The sequence below is a fragment of the Enterococcus sp. DIV1059_2 genome, assembly GCF_051713685.1.
In the GTDB taxonomy this organism is placed as follows: Bacteria; Bacillota; Bacilli; order Lactobacillales; family Enterococcaceae; genus Enterococcus_D; species Enterococcus_D casseliflavus.
The window spans coordinates 291705-310387 of sequence record NZ_JBIOQK010000001.1; the positions used below are offsets into that span (position 1 = coordinate 291705).

The window sequence follows — 18683 nt, forward strand, 5'->3', positions numbered from 1 at the left end:
ACCTATGATTGAAGTCAACCCACGAAAGGTTCTTAACGAAGCAACGAGGCTGCTGGCGATCCCAGCGGCTGGTTCGAAAAGGCCTGTCGATCGATCAGACTTTTCTCATAGGCTTTTTTGTGAAAAAATAGAAAGAAACAGGTGATTCAATGGTCCGCTATAAAGCGACGATCGCTTATGATGGCACGAATTTTCAAGGATTTCAGCGTCAACCCAATGGACGAACGGTTCAAGAAGAGATTGAAAAGACATTAACGAAGATGAACAATGGTCAGCCGATTCAGATTCATGGCTCTGGCCGCACCGATGCGGGGGTCCATGCGCAAGGGCAAGTGATCCACTTCGATTTCCCTCAAAAGCGCCCACTGGAAAAAATGCGCTTTGGTTTAGATACCCAAACGCCAGAAGATGTTGCGGTAAAATCGGTGGAGATCGTTGACGATACCTTCCATGCCCGCTACTTAGTCGTTGAAAAAACCTACCAGTTTCGAGTGGACATTGGGAAACCTCGCAGTCCTTTCCGCCGTCATTATGCCAGCTATTATCCGTATCCGCTAGATTTGGAAAAAATCCAACGAGCGTTGCCAGATTTTTTAGGCACCCATGACTTTACCAGTTTTTGCGCGACGGGCAGTTCCGTCGATGACAAAACACGGACGATCCATGAGGCGTCCATGGCGGTCAATGACGCTGGAGATGAGTTGATTTTCACCTTTCGCGGCGATGGATTTTTGTACAAGATGATCCGAATCATGGTGGGCACATTGTTGAAAATCGGCAATGGACGACTCGCACCTGACAGTATTCCTGCGATCATTGCGCAAAAAGACCGAAATGCGGCAGGACCCACAGCTCATCCAGAAGGATTGTATTTGGTTCACGTTGCCTATGAATAAGAAAAAACACAAGCTTCGCTGCTCTTGTCCAAAAAGAGAAAGCGAAAGCTTGTGTTTTTATTTTTTCTCAGGCAAAACAGGGGCAGTTTCTTGCCAATCTTCAGTCCTTTCCACAGCGGTTTTAGGCGCAGCAGTGGTGGGTGTTTTTTCTAACGTACTGGCAGCGACTAAGGCGGCGATGGCTACCAAAAATGCGAAAAGCAAGTAAAGCAGCCAGCTCCAAGCAACGTGGTAGCGATTGCCGATGCCTAAAAAGACCATCTGACCGACGGGTCCCCCTAGCATCACAATGGTGGAAAAGATCCCGCTGCTGATGGCGAGATGTTCTTCATCGATCTCACGAATCAGATGTGCTGAAAAGCGGGGATTGATTTTCCCAATCAAATAGCCTTCAGCAAAGAGCAGCGCAATCATAAGCCAACGGTTATGCAGAAAGAGAAAATTCAAGGTCAATAGACATAAAACGAAGGAGGTATACGCAATCAAGCGAACCAGACCAGTATTCTTGAACCAGTCGGCAGCAAACAAGGCGCCAGCGACCATGCCGATGGAAGTGGCGATGCCTGCCATCGCAACGGTGTTGCCATAAGTGGCAAACCAAAGCGCAAGGTCATCCAACAGCTGGAGATTTAGTAGACCGCTCGTACTAGCGGCTAAGGTATTGATCAGTAAGGCAAAGAGGATCATCTTTTTAAGAAAAGCTGTACCAGTCAATAATTTAAAGGTTTCCGAGAAATTCTGAAAGAGTGGTGTTGGTGCTTGATTGATTTTCCCTGGCACCGCATAAAAGAGCGAGCGGTTCCAGAAGATCACGATGGCGGCTAAGAAAAACGTCACGGCATTGATCAAACCAAAAGCGGCAAAATTATTATTCAGTAAAATGATCCCCCAAGCACCGATCCCTTGAAAGACGATTTGAACGGTGGTTTGACACGCCATTTGAAAGCCCATGGCACTGTCTAAGGCGTCAGCAGGCACAAGACGGCGAACATAGGGCAGCTGCAACCCAGAACAATAAGCGCCCAAACAATCAGATACAATGTTGATGCCTAGCAAAAGGAAGAAAGACCATAAACTAGGCGGCAGTTGGATCAAAAAAGCGAGTGCCACAAAAAGGACCCCTTGTAAGAGTCGACTGCTGATCATCCATTGCACTTTGTTTTTGGTACGATCGGCTAGATAGCCAGTCAGGATCCGTAAGAGATCAGGGACTAACAGTGCCATGGAGGCTAAGGAAACAGCAAGGGCATTAAAGGGTAATGTACTGGCGTAAACCACGAACACGATATTAAATAAACTCATGCCGATGCCACTGAGTAAGGCGGCGTTGACTAAGGCACGATAGCCTTTGTTTTGTTGATATTCTTTCATCGAAATCATCCTTTCACGTTCTACGTTGTAAAATCAGTATAGGATGCTTTATACTAAGAAGAGAAAATAATCCACTATAGTGGAATTTAAATGTACCAGGAGCGTACCAGAGGTTACTGCCACGAGTGGCTAACAGCTAAAAGAGTGGTATGTAAATAGGGGACCGAAGATTTTGTTCCTCAACATTTTATAAGGTTGAATCTAGATTTGAATCTAAAATAGTAGCATTTAATGGCAGAGCTTCATTCGTAAAGCAAGTTTGGTTTGGCGTTTGCAGACTGATCGCTAGGAGGATGGTTATGGAAGAAGGAAAACTGTACCGACAATTGCGCAAAGAGCGCGGCTATACGATCGCTCAAGTGGCGGATGAACAAAACAGTCGCTCGTTTATCAGTAAATTTGAGCAAGGTGCTTCAAGTATCAGTATTCATCGATTGGAACGCTTATTAGAAAATATCCATGTTACGGTAGAGGAGTTTTATTATTTACGTGCGCAGCAAAAAGGCATAAAAAGTCACGACAACCTGATGAGCTTCCCCAGCTATATGACGAGCGAATTTATGGATTTACTGGATCGAATTTTAGGGATCAACAAAGAAGCTTTCTTGAGTAACGCCCACGCCCAGCGAAGCAAAGAAGGGCTGGAGGAAATGCGCAGCGAACTGATCGCCGCTTCCAAACAGCATTCTTTTGTTTTTCTGTACCTTGAGATCACAAAGGAGATACATGAAATCAATCTCTCAGGTCTTAAACCCAATCACTCTTCTGGTGACTATATGGAAAAGCTACGCACCAAAACTCGCCCCGTCATTTCCTACCTTACGAAAGTAGACAACTGGGGCGTTTATGAGATTTTGCTGTTTCGGTATTTTCAATTCTTGTTTCCTGTCGAAACCTCCTATCACTTACTGCAGATCGCTATTTCCCGCACAAAAAAAGAGCAAGGCTTGTCCTTGATGCGAGAAATTCAAATGGATTTGATTTTTAGTTGTTTTACGACGTTTGTCAATTTTCGCCGCCTGGAGTGGGCAAAAGAGGTGTTGACCATTGCAGAGGAATTATTGGCAGATCGCGGAGACATGCTAAACAGCACGCATCTTCTTTGCTATCAAGGGTGGTACTGGTATATTTATGGCGATCAAGAAAAAGGACTGTTGAAAATCGACCAAGGGCTTTCGATCTTTCGCGTCTTGAAACAAACCAAAATGGTTAAATTATGGGAGCGATCGTTGCACTCCATCAAGAAAAATGCGGAAGAACCTAACAGTTATCTTATGTTTCGCTAAACGCTCTAAGGGCTAACGGGCTAGGCATTTGGCCCCGCATCGAAGGGGAGCTAGTCGGCAGTGGAGGCTAAGACCACTAGAGCGAACAACTGCGGAACGCCAGCACAAAAAGAACCAAACTCACCGATCATTGAGCGACACCCATAAGTCAGCGTTTGCTCTAACTTATGGGGAGCGCCTCAAAAAGACGAGTTGGTTCTTTTTCGATTAGGTTTCTGGTGGTTGATCCATGAGTTGACGTTGGTCGTCTAAAACTTGCTTTTTGGCTACTTGTTTCTGGTAAAACCAAGCAAACAGGATAAACAATGCGATGCAGCCGAAGAACAAGCAAACACCGATAACAAAGCCTTGCGGCAAGAAGGACAGTTCCAAGTGATGGGTGCCACTTGGGATCGTCACACTGATAAAGCCGTCTTGAAAGGCGGTGATTGGAACTTCTTTGCCGTCAAGCGTAGCAGTCCAGCCCTTGTCATAAGGGATGGTCGTTACAAGCTGCTGCTCTTTTTCAGTCGTGATATCGGCTTTGGCACTGCGTTTGCCGACCGTCATAGCGACCCCTCGATCTTGGATCGCATCAATTGCTTGTTGGTAAGCGTTGGTATCCAAGGTCACGACTTGCGGGTTTTGGAAGGAGATTTCAGGCGTTCCGTAGAAGCTGACGGTGAATTGAACCGTCGTATCGGTCTCATAGTGCCCTAAGTCGTAGTATTGACCGTCGATACTGATTTGCGTTTCTCGCTGCTGACCGTTGACTGTCACGGTGGCAGATGAGCTTTCCAATTCCCCAAAGTTGGCAGGGAAAAGACTCAAGTATGCTTGCGAGTTCGCTGGAACCTCCACTTGCCAAGTCACTTCTTTTGCGACATTGCTTTCTTGCTCGGTAAATTTCATATACATGCCGTCATTGGTGATATCTGTATTTTTACTATGGATCACCGTGATTGGCTGAAAGGCAAAATACTCTAAATTTAAATCCGCCAAGCCATTGAAAAGATTTTTCTGGCTCGTCAAGTTGTCATTTTGCGGCTGATCAATCGATTCAATGGTTGGTTCAGCCAAGAAACCTAGCGGTAACGCATTTTGATTCTCATAAAGCTTGTATTCACCAGATTCCCCCACACGTTGAAAGCCGTATTTGGTGAGATTTGGCTTGGAGATATTGTATTTGATTCCTGTAAAAGCATCCATCAGCAAGGTATTGTTCGGATAGCGGATATTTAAATTGGTGCCGCGGGACCGAAAGCCCAGCTTATCCAGGTAGCTTGAGGAATTGCGGTTACGGATCGAAGAAAACATGCTGACACCGCTGTAGCCATAATTGATACTGTCGTTGGAAGAAACAGGATCAAGGTTTTCTAATCGGAAAAAGGTATCATTGTCTTCGTTGGCTTGAGTGACTAGTTTTTTGATGTCCGGATAAGGTTCTGTATACAAACTGCGAGAAGCATAGTTCCAATCATTCAAAATTCCGCGAACCATGCCGCTCGTATTGACGGCCATTTCTCCGCAGACGAAGATTAGCATCAAGATCGTCACTCGTTTTTGTGTTAAAAGACCTAATTGCCCGAACCCAATACATAACAAGTAAAGAACAAAGAATACGATCGTTAGCGCAAAAGAAGTAGCGGAAACATATTCATAGGTTCCAGGTCCTTTCAATGCGTAGGAGAGGGCAAACACCACGATCGTAGAAAGACCAATAATGAGAAACAATCCGCGATCTTTTTGCTGCAGCTGCTCCCACCCGTATCCCGCCAGCATGATCACTAAGAAGGAGAACAAATAGGCATAACGGAAAAGGAACATATTTGGGGCATGCATCCCGTGCCAAAAAAGATTCATCGGCACGATATAAAAACTGGCGATCAAAACAGCAAACATGCCAGCGTATAAGAATTTATCCTTCAAGCGGATTTTCTTCGAAACAAAATATAAAATACACAACAGCAGCGGCAATAAGCCGATATAGATGAAGGGAATGGAGCCGTATTTTGTCGTATCGTAAACACCGATCATGTTTTTCATCACGAGGTCAAAGACATCGGTGGCTTCGGTTTTAAAGGAAGAAATCGTTGTTAATTCTTCCCCGTTTGAGCGCAAATCCAATAAGGCAGGTAAGATGATCACCATTGAGGCGCCGCCAGCTAACAAGGAGGTGATGCCGTAAGGAATGATCGCCCCCCGAGCTTGCTTCCAGTTGCGCCCCAACTGAACCAAGAAATACATTACGGAAAAGAGACCGATCATAAAGCCCATGTAAAAACTGGATAAAAATAACAGCAGATAACTGGTAAATAACACGACTGGTTTTTTCTTTTTCACTAAACGGTCAATACCCAAAATCACTAGCGGTAGATAGATCATGGCATCAAGCCACATGATCAGTTCTGAATGGGCGGTGATGAAGGACATCAAGGCATAACAGACGGCTAAGGTCACATGCTGCCAACGTTGGATCTTAAAGGTTTGGCTGGCATAAAACCAAAACGCCAAGCCCGCACTGCCGATCTTGATCAAGGTCAAGAAGTACAACGCATCTGGCATCAGCTGATTTGGGAAAAACAAGACCAGAGGAGTGAAGATCCCGCCTAAGTAATAGGAGATCAGTGCCAGATAATTCAAGCCTAAAGAGGCATTCCATGTATAAAAGATACTTTGCTTGCCTAAGAGCATATTGCGAAAGCTGGCATGAAAGTTTGAGAATTGCGAAAAGGCATCACTGGCTAAGACACTGCGGCTGCTGCCAGGGTAGATGCCGATGGTCAAATAGATCACTGCCATGATAAGAAACGGCAAGAAGAAACTAGCAAGCATATAAGGCCAATGTTGTTTGGCAAATGTTTTTATTTTCGTCACAAGAAGTCACCTGTTCTTTATCAATTTTTTCTTAGTTTACCACAGGTGAATCGATTAAAAAAACAAAGACCTGTTTTCTTTAATGAAAACCTAAGTGAAAGCGCACCAAAGAAAAAAGGGTACAAAAAAAGCCGTTCAAAACGAACGGCCGAAAAGGTCTAATTATACGCGCTCAACTTTTCCAGATTTCAAAGCACGAGTTGACACCCAAACTTTTTTAGGTTTTCCGTCAATCATAACGCGAACTTTTTGCAAGTTAGGTTTCACAGTACGTTTTGTCGCATTCATTGCGTGAGAACGATTGTTTCCACTTGTAGTTTTACGTCCAGTAAAGTAACAAACTTTAGCCATGTGGTTATTTCCTCCTTTGCCTTGATGTTGGAGCGCTATTTCAGCTCATACCATCTGAATTTATCACAGAAAGGTGAAAAAAGCAAGAGTAATTTTCAAGAAACATTGACTTTTCCCGGTAAACATTGTAAATTAAACAAGGTCGAAATGCAAGACGTTTGGTCAGAAAGCCCCTTTTCATATGTCTCATCCTTTTATTTGCGGTACAGCTATGATAAAATATGTAAGAAGAAAGATGGGTCATGCCCATTGAAGGAGGCTATAAAATGGCTGTAAAAATTCAAACCTCATCAGGTATTATTGAAATCAGCAATGAAGTCATTGCAACAGTGGTCGGAGGCGCAGCAACAGATGTGTTCGGCATTGTTGGTATGGCTAGCAAGAAACAAATCAAAGATAACATCAATGAAATTTTACGAAAAGAAAATTATTCTCGCGGTGTCGTTGTCCGCCAAGAAGAAAACGGCATTGCAGTGGATGTATACACGATCGTCAGCTATGGAACAAAAATTTCCGAAGTTTCCCGCAACGTGCAGGAAAAAGTGAAATACAACTTAGAAACGATGCTAGGTGTATCTGCGAACTCGGTAAATGTATTTGTTCAAGGCGTACGTGTACTGCCAGATTAGGCAAGGGATCCGTTCATGGCGGATGATTTTAAGGAGGACTATCTAAGTGAAGGTAACGAATATCAGCGCAAGTCAGTTTCAAGAAATGGTGCAGGCAGGCGCGGCTCGTCTACAAGTTAATGCAGAGTTTGTCAACTCATTGAATGTGTTTCCTGTTCCAGATGGAGACACTGGGACAAACATGAATCTATCCATGACCAGTGGAGCAAAAGCGGTCGCAGATGCGACTTCAGAAAACGTCGGCGATCTTGCCGCTACACTTTCAAAAGGACTATTGATGGGCGCACGTGGGAATTCTGGCGTCATTTTATCTCAATTATTCCGCGGTTTTTCTAAAGCTATCCCGACCGCAGAAACACTCACTGCACCAGAATTGGCTCAAGCCTTTACTCATGGAGTAGAAACCGCCTATAAAGCAGTCATGAAACCTGTGGAAGGAACCATCTTGACTGTGGCACGCATCGCAGCTGAATATGGCGAGAAAAAAGCACAAACTACCGATGATTGTATCGAAGTGATGAAAGCCGTGGTTCACGGTGCAAAACGTTCATTGGCGAAAACCCCAGATCTATTGCCCGTCTTAAAAGAAGTCGGCGTGGTAGATAGCGGCGGTCAAGGATTGTTGTTCATTTATGAAGGCTTCTTAAATGCGTTGACGGGTGAATACCCAGCCGATGAAATCTTCGAACCTTCCCCAGCGGCTATGGATGAAATGGTCAATGCCGAACATCATCGCAGCGTTCAAGGACACTTAGCGACAGAAGATATCACCTTTGGTTACTGTACAGAAATCATGGTGAAGATCGGTGAAGGTCCGACTGTAGATAGTGAATTTGATTATGAAACATTCCGTAATTACTTAAATGAGTTAGGGGATTCCTTATTAGTGGTCAACGACGATGAGATCATCAAAGTCCATGTCCATACGGAACATCCTGGCGAAGTCATGAATTATGGTCAAAAATTCGGCTCATTGGTGAAAATCAAAGTTGACAACATGCGTCTTCAGCATGAAACGATTTTGGAACACGACCAGCAAGGTGCAAAACCTGCACCAGTGAAACGTCCACGGACACCATTTGCGATCATCGCGATCGCGGCTGGCGAAGGCTTGAAAGAATTGTTCACTAGCCTGGGTGCTTCATATGTCATCAGTGGCGGCCAAACGATGAACCCAAGTACGGAAGACATTTTGTTGGCGATCAATGAAGTTAATGCCGACCAAGTGATCGTTCTACCAAATAACAAAAACATCTTTATGGCTGCACAGCAAGCAGCGGAAGTTTCCGAGATTCCAGTAGCGGTTGTTGAAACACGGACGATCTCACAAGGGATGACAGCGATGCTGGCATTCCACGAGCAATCCACACTAGCTGAAAATCAGCAAGCTATGACCGATGTCTTAGCAAGTGTTGTCAGCGGATCAGTGACTCATGCGATCCGTAATACATCAATTGATGGCATCGAAATTACAGAAGGCGACTTCTTAGGAATGGTCGACGGCAAAATCGTTGTTTCTGTTCCTGATCGTTTCTCTGCTTCCATGACTACCTTAGAAAAAATGATCACAGAAGATACTGAGATCGTCACCATCATTATCGGTGAAGAAGGCAAAGCCAAAGAAGCAGCGAAAATTGAAGAAGCGATCGTTGAGCTGCATCCTGAGATCGAAGTAGAGATCCATCAAGGCGATCAGCCAGTTTATCCGTATCTTTTCTCAGCAGAATAAACAAATTAGGCGGCGGGGGCAAAAATCGTAGATGATTTTTGGCTCCGTCTTTTTCTATGAATGCAGGAATCTCTGCAATAAATAAAATTACTTTGGAAAAGGAGGGTACCTATGCTGAATCAGCCACTTACGGTATTAAAGGGTGTCGGAGAAAAACGCGCCCAAGACTTGGCGAGTTTAGGGATCGAAACCATTGAAGACCTGCTGAAGTATTATCCGTTTCGTTATGAAGACATTCAAGAACGGCAATTAGCGGAGATTCAAGACCAAGAAAAAGTAACGATCAAGGGGATCGTCGTTTCCCCGCCGGTCGTCAATCGCTTTGGCTATAAGAAAAGTCGGTTGCAATTTCGCATGATGCAAGACCACGATGTCTTTAATGTCTCCTTTTTCAATCAGCCTTATTTGAAGGATAAAGTAGAGGTTTCAGAAGAGATCGCCGTCTATGGCAAATGGGACGCCAAACGCAAAGGACTGACGGGGATGAAAATTCTCGGCAGCAAGAGCGCAGAAGACTTTGCCCCCATTTATCATGTCAATAAAGCCGTGCGTCAAAGTGTGTTGATCGAACTGATCAAACAGGCATTCCTTGATTTTGGTGATCAGATCACAGAGATCTTGCCTTTGTCATTGATTGAAAAATATCGCTTGTTGGATCGGAAATCCGCGATGTTTGCGATGCACTTTCCTAAAGATCCCCAAGAGAGTCATCAAGCGAAGCGTCGGGTGATTTTTGAAGAGTTCTTTTTGTTCCAAATGCAGATCCAAGGACTGAAGAAAAGCGAAAAAGCCGAGAAAAACGGCTTGGCGATCGATTATGATGTGCAACGCTTGAAAGAGTTTACTCGTAAACTGCCCTTTGAATTGACGAATGCGCAAAAGCGCGTGACCAATGAAATCTGCCATGACCTGAAAAGTCCGCAGCACATGCAGCGACTCTTGCAAGGAGATGTAGGAAGCGGGAAAACAGTCGTGGCGGCGATCGCCCTTTATGCCACGATGACGGCTGGCTTTCAGGGCGCGCTGATGGTGCCGACTGAGATTTTGGCCCAGCAGCACCTAGAAAGCTTGAATCAGCTCTTTGACCCCTTAGAAGTGACCACCGCTCTTTTGACAGGCTCGACCAAACCAAAAGAACGGCGAGTCATCTTAGAACAATTAGCAGCCGGGGAGATCGACATCATCGTTGGGACCCATGCGCTGATTCAAGAAGGCGTGGACTTTGCACATCTTGGCTTAGTCATCACCGATGAACAACACCGTTTTGGAGTCAATCAGCGAAAAGTCTTACGGGAAAAAGGCTATCTGCCTGATGTGCTCTTTATGACCGCCACACCGATCCCTCGTACGTTAGCGATCACGGTTTATGGCGAAATGGATGTTTCGGTGATCGATGAAATGCCAGCAGGACGGATTCCTGTAGAGACTCGCTGGGTCCGTCCGCCGCAGTTTGAATCGATCTTAGAGTGGGCGCAAAAAGAATTGGCACATGGGCATCAGATGTATGTCATCTGTCCTTTGATCGAAGAATCCGAAATGCTGGATGTCAAGAATGCCACGGAGATTTATGAGCAGCTGCAAAGTTACTTTTCTCCTACTTATCAAGTGGGAATGCTGCATGGGAAAATGAAGAATCAAGAAAAAGACAGCATCATGGAAGCTTTCAAAGAAAATCAACTGCAGATCTTGGTTTCCACGACGGTCATCGAAGTAGGAGTCAATGTCCCCAATGCGACAGTGATGCTGATCATTGACGCCGATCGCTTCGGGTTAGCCCAGCTTCATCAATTGCGTGGACGGGTAGGGCGCGGTGCCGATGCTTCTTACTGTATATTGATCGCAAACCCGAAGAATGAGATAGGGGTCGAGCGAATGAAGATCATGACAGAAACCACCAACGGCTTTGTAGTCAGCGAAAAAGATTTGCAGTTGCGAGGACCAGGAGAAGTCTTCGGCAATCGACAATCGGGCTTGCCAGAGTTTGCGGCTGCCGATTTGGTCGCAGATGCCCATATTCTAGAAGTGGCACAAGTCGAAGCTGCCCAGCTTTGGCAAAAAAATGGCTGGCAGCTGTTGCCAGAATTTTCGGCATTGGCGAACTATTTAGCAGCAAAAAAAGCAGACAAACAATTTTTTGATTAAAGAATATGCTATACTGATTGGGAAAATGAAGGGAGTGGCAGCGAGATGCGGATTGCTGTTGATGCAATGGGCGGAGACAACGCCCCAAAAGCGATCGTAGAAGGAGTCATGCTGGCAAAAAAAGACTTTCCAGAGATTGAATTCCTCCTTTACGGAAAAGAAAATGAAATCAAAAAATACATGACGGATGATAAAAATGTCACCATTATCCACACGGATGAAAAAATCAATAGTGATGATGAACCTGTCAAAGCGATCAGACGAAAAAAAACCGCCTCAATGGTCTTGGCAGCACAAGCGGTCAAAAATGGTGAGGCAGATGCGATTTTTTCAGCTGGAAATACTGGGGCCTTATTAGCGGCTGGTTTGTTTATCGTCGGTCGGATCAAAGGGATCGACCGTCCCGGATTGATGTCCACGATGCCAGTGATCGGCAAAGATGCTGGCTTTGACATGCTGGATCTAGGTGCCAATGCCGACAATAAACCAGAACATTTGGCAAACTATGCCGTCTTAGGGTCCTTTTATGCCCAAAAAGTTCGCGGGATCAATCGACCACGGGTCGGCTTGTTAAATAACGGAACGGAAGAAACCAAAGGCAGTGAATTAACGAAAAAAGCCTTTGAACTGCTTTCGCAAGACCCGACGATCCACTTTATCGGCAATGTCGAGGCTCGGGAATTATTGGATGGTGCAGCTGACGTCGTCGTGACAGATGGCTTTACTGGAAATGCTGTTTTGAAATCGATCGAAGGAACCGCCTTGAATTTGATGGCGCTGTTGAAACAATCGATTCTCGATTCTGGTGCCAAAGGGAAATTAGGCGCATTATTATTAAAAGATGCGTTGCGGAAAGTGAAAAATGAAATGGATTATGCGAAACACGGCGGTGCCGTATTGTTTGGTTTGAAAGCACCAGTCATCAAAACCCATGGTGCGACAGGACCAGAAGCGGTGGCGTACACCATCAAGCAGATCCATACGATGTTAGCGACAGATGTCGTGGCACAATTGGTCGCCCATTTTGAAGAAATGCCGACTGACAAAGACGAAACGCAATCATAATGCAATGATTGTAATGAAATTGCAAAAATATCTAGACAAAAAGCATAGAAAGCAGTACAATGTTTGTTAGCCATTCTATGTTTTGTGCAAACGCGTGGAGGTGAAGCCAGTTGACACGAGATGAAGTATTCAAGAAAGTTGCGGTCGTGATCGCCAATCATTTTGAAATTGACGCAGAGAACGTAACGGATACGATGAGCATTAAAGACGACTTGAACGCTGATTCGATCAGTGTGATGGAATTCGTCCTTGAACTAGAAGATGAATTTGGTACCGAGATTTCTGATGAAGATGCCGAGCAGATCGAAACAGTCGGTGGAGCGGTTGATTATATTTCAAGCCATCTTGCTTAAGACAGACATAAGAGCTAAGTCCTAGATGACTTAGCTCTTTCTTTCTCATAATTGATCCGCTGTGATTTGGGCGGCTTTTCTTTAAAATCAAAATCTAAAAAACGATCGTTAAACCTGACATGACGGCGTTGAAAGCGTAATGTAAATTTTCTGAAAATTCAGTGTATTAACTTTTCTGGGACTTGCATTATTGTTAGCATTTCTATATAATTATTAAGAATATATTATACAATGTTAAGAAAGCTTTTGGAAATGAAATGCATGTTCCTTCTTTTTTACATTAAATTGCAAGACATCTTAGAAAGTAGAGAGGGGTATTCGATTGTCCAGAGATAATCAATTACTAGATGTTCAAAACCTTCACACAGGTTTTCGTATTAAAGACGATTACTATGACGCAGTAGATGGTATTTCTTTTACACTGGATCGCAATGAGATCTTAGCGATCGTAGGAGAATCTGGTTGCGGCAAGAGTACGTTAGCTACAACGATCATGGGGCTGCATGACCCAAACAACACGAAAATCACCGGAGAAATCTTATATAAAGATTTAAACTTGTCAAACTTAAACGAAACGCTGTACAACAAAATTCGCGGAAATGATATTGGGATGATTTTCCAAGATCCATTGTCTGCACTGAATCCTTTGATGCGGATCGAAGATCAAATCAAAGAAGGGTTATCCTACCATACAGATATGACCGCCGAACAGCGTCAAGCACGAGCATTAGAATTATTAGAACAAGTGGGGATTCCCAATCCGCCGCGAGTAGGACGTCAATACCCTCATGAATTGTCTGGTGGGATGCGTCAGCGGGTCATCATTGCGATCGCGATTGCTTGTAAACCACCAATCATTATTGCCGATGAACCAACGACCGCGTTGGATGTGACGATCCAAGCACAGATCCTTGATCTACTAAAAGATTTGCAAGAAGAAACACAGACGGGGATCATTTTGATCACCCACGATTTAGGTGTCGTAGCAGAGATGGCCGACCGAGTAGCCGTGATGTACGGGGGTCAGTTTGTGGAAGTCGCAACAGCCGAAGAGTTGTTTGCCAATCCGAAACATCCATACACCCGCTCATTGCTTAACTCGATCCCTCAAGAAAATTCACAAGACAGTGAACTGCACGTGATCGAAGGCGTAGTTCCGTCATTGAAAAATATGCCGCGGACGGGTTGTCGGTTTGCCGCACGGATTCCTTGGATTCCTGAAAGCGACCACGAAGCAAACCCAGTCTTGCATGAAGTAGCACCTGATCATTTGGTCCGTTGCACATGCTACAAGCATTTTCATTTTAGAGACGAAGAAGGAGAAGTGTAGATGACAGAATTAATTACAATTAAAGATCTGAAAGTCCACTATCCTATTCGCAGCGGATTTTTCAACCGCGTCACAGACCATGTGTATGCCGTTGACGGTGTGGACTTCATCATAGAAAAAGGAAAAACCTACGGATTGGTTGGTGAGTCTGGTTCTGGTAAATCCACGACGGGGAAAGCCATCGTTGGATTAGAAAAAATCACCAGTGGCGAAATCATTTATGACGGGCAAGACGTGACCAAACGTTCTGTCCGCAAGAAAATGAACTACAACAAAGATGTCCAAATGATTTTCCAAGATTCAATGTCCAGCTTGAATCCTAAAAAACGCGTGGTAGACATTATCGCCGAACCATTACGCAACTTTGAACGCTTAAGCGATCAAGAAGAGAAAAAACGCGTGAAAAGCCTTCTGGATATCGTTGGGATGCCAGAAGATGCCCTATACAAATATCCTCACGAGTTCTCTGGTGGCCAACGTCAGCGGTTAGGGGTTGCCCGCGCGGTAGCATCCAATCCAAAACTGATCGTCGCCGATGAGCCGGTTTCAGCCCTTGACTTATCCGTGCAAGCGCAGGTACTGAACTTTATGAAACGGATCCAGCAAGAATTTGGCTTAAGTTTCTTATTTATCTCTCATGACTTAGGGGTCGTAAAACACATGTGTGACAATATCGCCATCATGTACAAAGGCCGCTTCGTTGAGATCGGGACACGGGAAGACATCTATCAAGACCCGCGTCACATCTATACAAAACGTTTATTATCAGCGATTCCTCAAATCGACGTAAAAAATCGCGATGCTCACAAAGAAAACCGCCGCAAGGTCGAGTTGGAATATGTGACCCATCAAAAAGATTACTACGACGAAACTGGCAGAGTGTATGACTTGCGTAAAATCACCGAGTCGCACCAAGTCGCATTGAAAAACGGGGGTGCTGAATAATGTGGAAAACAATTCTACGTCGTTTGTTGTTGATGATCCCGCAAGTCATTATTTTGAGTATCTTGATTTTCTTGATCGCACAAGCAATGCCTGGGGATCCATTTACCGGTTTGATCAATCCAAACCAAGATCCAGCTGTTATTGAGCGGATGCGTGAAGCCGCTGGTTTGAATGACCCATGGTATACCCAGTATTTCCGTTGGATCGGAAATGCCTTAAAAGGGGACTTTGGTCAAAGTTTCATCTTTAAATTACCTGTTTCAACGTTATTAGCAGGACGTATCAGCAATACATTGTGGTTATCTTTATTGACGGTCATTTTGACTTACGTGATTGCCATTCCTTTAGGGATGTGGGCAGGACGTTACCAAAATTCATTGCTTGATAAAGTCGTCGTTGTTTACAACTTCTTCAGTTTCGCCGTACCGTTGTTTATCTTTGCGTTGATCGCATTGTTCATCTTCGGTTACCGATTGGCTTGGTTCCCAACGGGTGGTTCCGTTGCACCGGGGGTCAGCGGCATGGCTGAGTTTTGGAGTCGCTTGTATCACCTACTATTACCGGCGATCACTTCTGCATTATTAGGAACAGCAGTGACGATCCAATACTTGCGAAGTGAAGTCATTGATTCGAAATCATTGGATTTCGTTCGTACCGCTCGTTCAAAAGGGGTACCAACGAATAAAGTCTTCTCACGTCACGTTTTCCGTAATGCATCGTTGCCGATCGCATCACAAATGGGCTACGAGATCACTTCATTGATCGCAGGTTCTGTGGTTATTGAGAAAATCTTCGCTTACCCAGGTGTCGGAAAACTGTTTATCGATAGTATCGTCCAACGGGACTATGCCGTGATCACTTCACTGACATTGATCTTAGGACTAGCGACCTTGATCGGTACGCTGCTATCAGATATCATCATGAGTATTGTCGATCCAAGAATCAGAATCCAGTAATAGGAGGGGATAAATGTGTCTGAAAAGAAAGAAAAAGTACTAAAACAAGAGAGCATCCCGCCTATGGGATTAAAAATGATTTTTCGCGAATTCTTAAAAGATAAAATGGCGATCTTTTCATTAGTGTTGTTAGTCGCAGTTTTGTTGTTCGTGTTTATCGGCTCAGCAGTTATCGACCAATCACAAGTGATGCGTGTCAGCATCCTTGATAAATACGCTGTACCCGGCGCGATTTCGCCAAACGGCGGCACCTACCTTTTAGGGGCGGATGAAGGTGGCCGTGATGTTTGGGGACAATTGATCATCGGTGCGCGTAACTCAATCTTGATTGGTTTTTCAATCACGATCATTACGTCGATCGTTGGGGTCGGACTAGGGATCATCTCAGGTTACTATGGTGGCATCATTGATAACATTTTGATGCGTATCGTTGACTTCGTTATGATTTTGCCGATCATGTTGATCATTATCGTTATCGTATCGATCGTACCTCGTTACAACGTTTGGACCTTTATATGGGTCATGAGTGCCTTTTACTGGGTCGGAAAAGCAAGGCTCTTCCGAAGTAAGACCCTTTCAGAAGGCCGTCGCGACTATGTTAGTGCATCGAAAACCCTCGGAACCAATGACTTTGTCATCATGTTCCGCGAAATCATGCCGAACCTTAGCTCATTGATCATCACCAACTTAACAATGAACTTTGCAGCGAATATCGGTATTGAAACGACACTAACATTCTTAGGCTTTGGTCTGCCGACCAATGTTCCAAGTTTGGGAACACTGATCGGATATGCCAGCAGCGGTGATGTGCTGGTCAACAGACAGTGGATCTGGTTACCCGCATCAATTCTAATTTTAGTCTTGATGTTGAGTATCAATTACGTTGGTCAAGCATTTAAGCGTTCAGCGGATGCGCGTCAACGACTAGGATAAACAAGGAGGATACAGGATGAAGAAAAATATTTTTGGTATGGTCACTCTTTTGTCAGTGTTAGCATTGGCAGCTTGTGGCAGCAACGGCGGCGGAACCGATTCTTCTGGTGGCGGCAGCAATGCAGCAAACGATACGGAAGATGTAAGCAACTTCCCAATCGAAGTTAGCAATGATGCAGAGGCAATCGAAGGTGGTACTTTGGATGTTGCAGTAGTGATGGATACGCAATTCCAAGGGTTGTTCCAAACAGAATTTTATCAAGATAACTATGATGCACAATTTATGTTGCCAAGTAATGAAAGTTTATTCGTCAATGACGCTGATTTCAAAATTGTTGACGGCGGGGCTGCAAACCTTGAGCTAGATGAAGACAACAACGCAGCAACAATTACTTTACGCGACAACCTGAAATGGTCTGATGGCGAAGATGTTACGGCAGATGATATCATCTTCACTTACGAAGTAATTGGTAACAAAGATTATACTGGTATTCGTTATGATAGTAACTTTACTAACATTGTTGGTATGGAAGATTACCATGATGGTAAAGCTGATACTATTTCTGGTATCACCAAAGAAAGTGACAAAGTCGTTAAAATTCAATACAAAGAAGTTCACCCTGGTATGATGCAAGCAGGTGGTGGTATTTGGGCTTCAGCATTACCAAAACACGCCTTTGAAGGAATCGAAGTCAAAGATATGGAATCAAGCGATCAAGTTCGTAAAAATCCAATCGTCTTCGGACCTTATGTAATGTCAAATATCGTAGCTGGTGAATCCGTAGAGTACGTTCCAAACGAATACTATTATGGAGATAAGCCAAAACTAGATAAATTATCATTTAAAGCAGTTCCAACTTCATCTATTGTTGAAGCGATGAACGCAAAACAATATGATATGGCTTTATCAATGCCGACAGATACGTATCCTACTTATAAAGATACTGACGGTTATCAAATCTTAGGCCGAACAGATACTGCTTACACTTATTTAGGTTTCAAATTAGGTAAATGGAATGCCGATGAAGGAAAAGTTGAATACAATCCTGATTCAAAAATGGCTGACAAGTCATTGCGTCAAGCAATGGGTTATGCATTAGATAATGATGCTGTCGGAAGCCGTTTCTACAATGGCTTGCGTACAAATGCAACGACATTGATCCCACCAGTATTTGGCTCATTACACAATACAGATGTTGAAGGTTATACTTTAAACATCGACAAAGCAAATCAATTACTTGATGATGCTGGCTACAAAGATGTCGATGGCGACGGTATGCGTGAAGACAAAAATGGTGAGAAATTAACCATTAACTTTGCTTCAATGTCAGGTGGCGAAACAGCACAACCATTAGCAGATTACTACATCCAACAATGGAATGAAATCGGACTTGATGTACAATACACAACAGGTCGCTTGATCGACTTCCAAGCATTCTATGACAAATTGGAAAATGATGATCCTGAGATTGATGTTTACCAAGGTGCATGGAATACTGGTTATGACCCATCACCAATGGGCTTGTATGGACCTAACTCTGCGTTCAACTACACTCGTTTTGAATCAGAAGAAAATACGAAATTGCTAGAAGCAATCGATTCAAAAGATTCGTTTGACGAAGCAAAACGTAAAGAAGCATTTGATGCATGGCAAGAATATGCTGCTGATGAAGCGTTTGTTATCCCAACACTTTACCGTAGTGCGGTGTTACCTGTATCAAATCGCGTCAAAGACTTCACATGGGCTTATGATGTGAATTACAATCCTTGGGCAACAATTTCAGTTACAGCTGAATCTCGTTAATCAATGATCGATGAAAAGACGTCCTTTCCAGGACGTC

15 protein-coding genes are annotated in these 18683 nt (G+C 44.1%); 12 read left to right on the forward strand and 3 right to left on the reverse strand.

The genetic code is table 11. The features are described 5' to 3' along the window. Positions 1-149 precede the first annotated feature (149 nt). On the forward strand, positions 150-896 hold the full coding sequence (truA, locus tag IGI72_RS01460; RefSeq protein ID WP_010748617.1) for a tRNA pseudouridine(38-40) synthase TruA: 747 nt from the start codon (positions 150-152) through the stop codon (positions 894-896). Between the two features lie 57 nt (positions 897-953). Here the strand turns inward: truA and IGI72_RS01465 are convergent, their stop codons facing one another. Further along, complete coding sequence (locus tag IGI72_RS01465; protein ID WP_422704968.1) at positions 954-2267, reverse strand: MFS transporter; 1314 nt, start codon at positions 2265-2267, stop codon at positions 954-956. Between the two features lie 299 nt (positions 2268-2566). Between IGI72_RS01465 and IGI72_RS01470 the strand changes: the two genes are divergently transcribed. Then, entirely contained in the window at positions 2567-3553 is a 987-nt protein-coding gene (locus tag IGI72_RS01470) for an Rgg/GadR/MutR family transcriptional regulator (protein ID WP_151195765.1), read from the forward strand. Positions 3554-3760: 207 nt separating this feature from the next. Here IGI72_RS01470 and IGI72_RS01475 read toward each other — a convergent pair whose 3' ends face one another. Next, positions 3761-6409, reverse strand: a complete 2649-nt coding sequence (locus IGI72_RS01475) for a YfhO family protein (protein WP_438752777.1) — start codon at positions 6407-6409, stop codon at positions 3761-3763. Between the two features lie 162 nt (positions 6410-6571). After that, complete coding sequence (gene rpmB / locus IGI72_RS01480) at positions 6572-6760, reverse strand: 50S ribosomal protein L28 (RefSeq protein ID WP_003128045.1); 189 nt, start codon at positions 6758-6760, stop codon at positions 6572-6574. A 266-nt stretch (positions 6761-7026) separates the two neighbouring features. Between rpmB and IGI72_RS01485 the strand changes: the two genes are divergently transcribed. From IGI72_RS01485 to IGI72_RS01530, 10 genes are all read left to right on the forward strand, one after another. After that, positions 7027-7389, forward strand: coding sequence for an Asp23/Gls24 family envelope stress response protein (locus tag IGI72_RS01485; RefSeq protein WP_005227125.1), 363 nt, complete (start codon positions 7027-7029; stop codon positions 7387-7389). Positions 7390-7435: 46 nt separating this feature from the next. After that, entirely contained in the window at positions 7436-9118 is a 1683-nt protein-coding gene (locus IGI72_RS01490) for a DAK2 domain-containing protein (RefSeq protein ID WP_005227126.1), read from the forward strand. Positions 9119-9229: 111 nt separating this feature from the next. Next, the gene (recG, locus tag IGI72_RS01495; RefSeq protein ID WP_438752779.1) at positions 9230-11260 is read left to right on the forward strand and encodes an ATP-dependent DNA helicase RecG; all 2031 of its coding nucleotides are present in this window, start codon (positions 9230-9232) and stop codon (positions 11258-11260) included. A gap of 45 nt (positions 11261-11305) precedes the next feature. Further along, complete coding sequence (gene plsX / locus IGI72_RS01500; protein WP_016609182.1) at positions 11306-12325, forward strand: phosphate acyltransferase PlsX; 1020 nt, start codon at positions 11306-11308, stop codon at positions 12323-12325. Positions 12326-12435: 110 nt separating this feature from the next. Then, the gene (gene acpP, locus IGI72_RS01505; protein ID WP_005227129.1) at positions 12436-12678 is read left to right on the forward strand and encodes an acyl carrier protein; all 243 of its coding nucleotides are present in this window, start codon (positions 12436-12438) and stop codon (positions 12676-12678) included. Positions 12679-13000: 322 nt separating this feature from the next. Continuing rightward, the gene (locus IGI72_RS01510; protein ID WP_005227130.1) at positions 13001-14008 is read left to right on the forward strand and encodes an ABC transporter ATP-binding protein; all 1008 of its coding nucleotides are present in this window, start codon (positions 13001-13003) and stop codon (positions 14006-14008) included. Further along, positions 14009-14953 carry an ABC transporter ATP-binding protein gene (locus IGI72_RS01515; RefSeq protein WP_005227131.1) on the forward strand — a complete coding sequence of 315 codons (945 nt, stop codon included), beginning with the start codon at positions 14009-14011 and terminating at the stop codon, positions 14951-14953. It abuts the gene before it with no gap. Continuing rightward, positions 14953-15909 (forward strand): oligopeptide ABC transporter permease, encoded by a 957-nt coding sequence (opp4B, locus tag IGI72_RS01520; protein WP_005227132.1) that lies wholly within the window; start codon positions 14953-14955, stop codon positions 15907-15909. The genes IGI72_RS01515 and opp4B overlap by 1 nt, the downstream gene beginning before the upstream one ends. A gap of 63 nt (positions 15910-15972) precedes the next feature. Further along, a complete protein-coding gene (locus IGI72_RS01525) occupies positions 15973-16842 on the forward strand; it encodes an ABC transporter permease (protein ID WP_153883525.1) in 870 nt (289 codons plus the stop codon). A gap of 16 nt (positions 16843-16858) precedes the next feature. Beyond that, positions 16859-18646, forward strand: a complete 1788-nt coding sequence (locus IGI72_RS01530; RefSeq protein WP_016611487.1) for an oligopeptide ABC transporter substrate-binding protein — start codon at positions 16859-16861, stop codon at positions 18644-18646. The last annotated feature ends 37 nt before the right edge of the window (positions 18647-18683 follow it).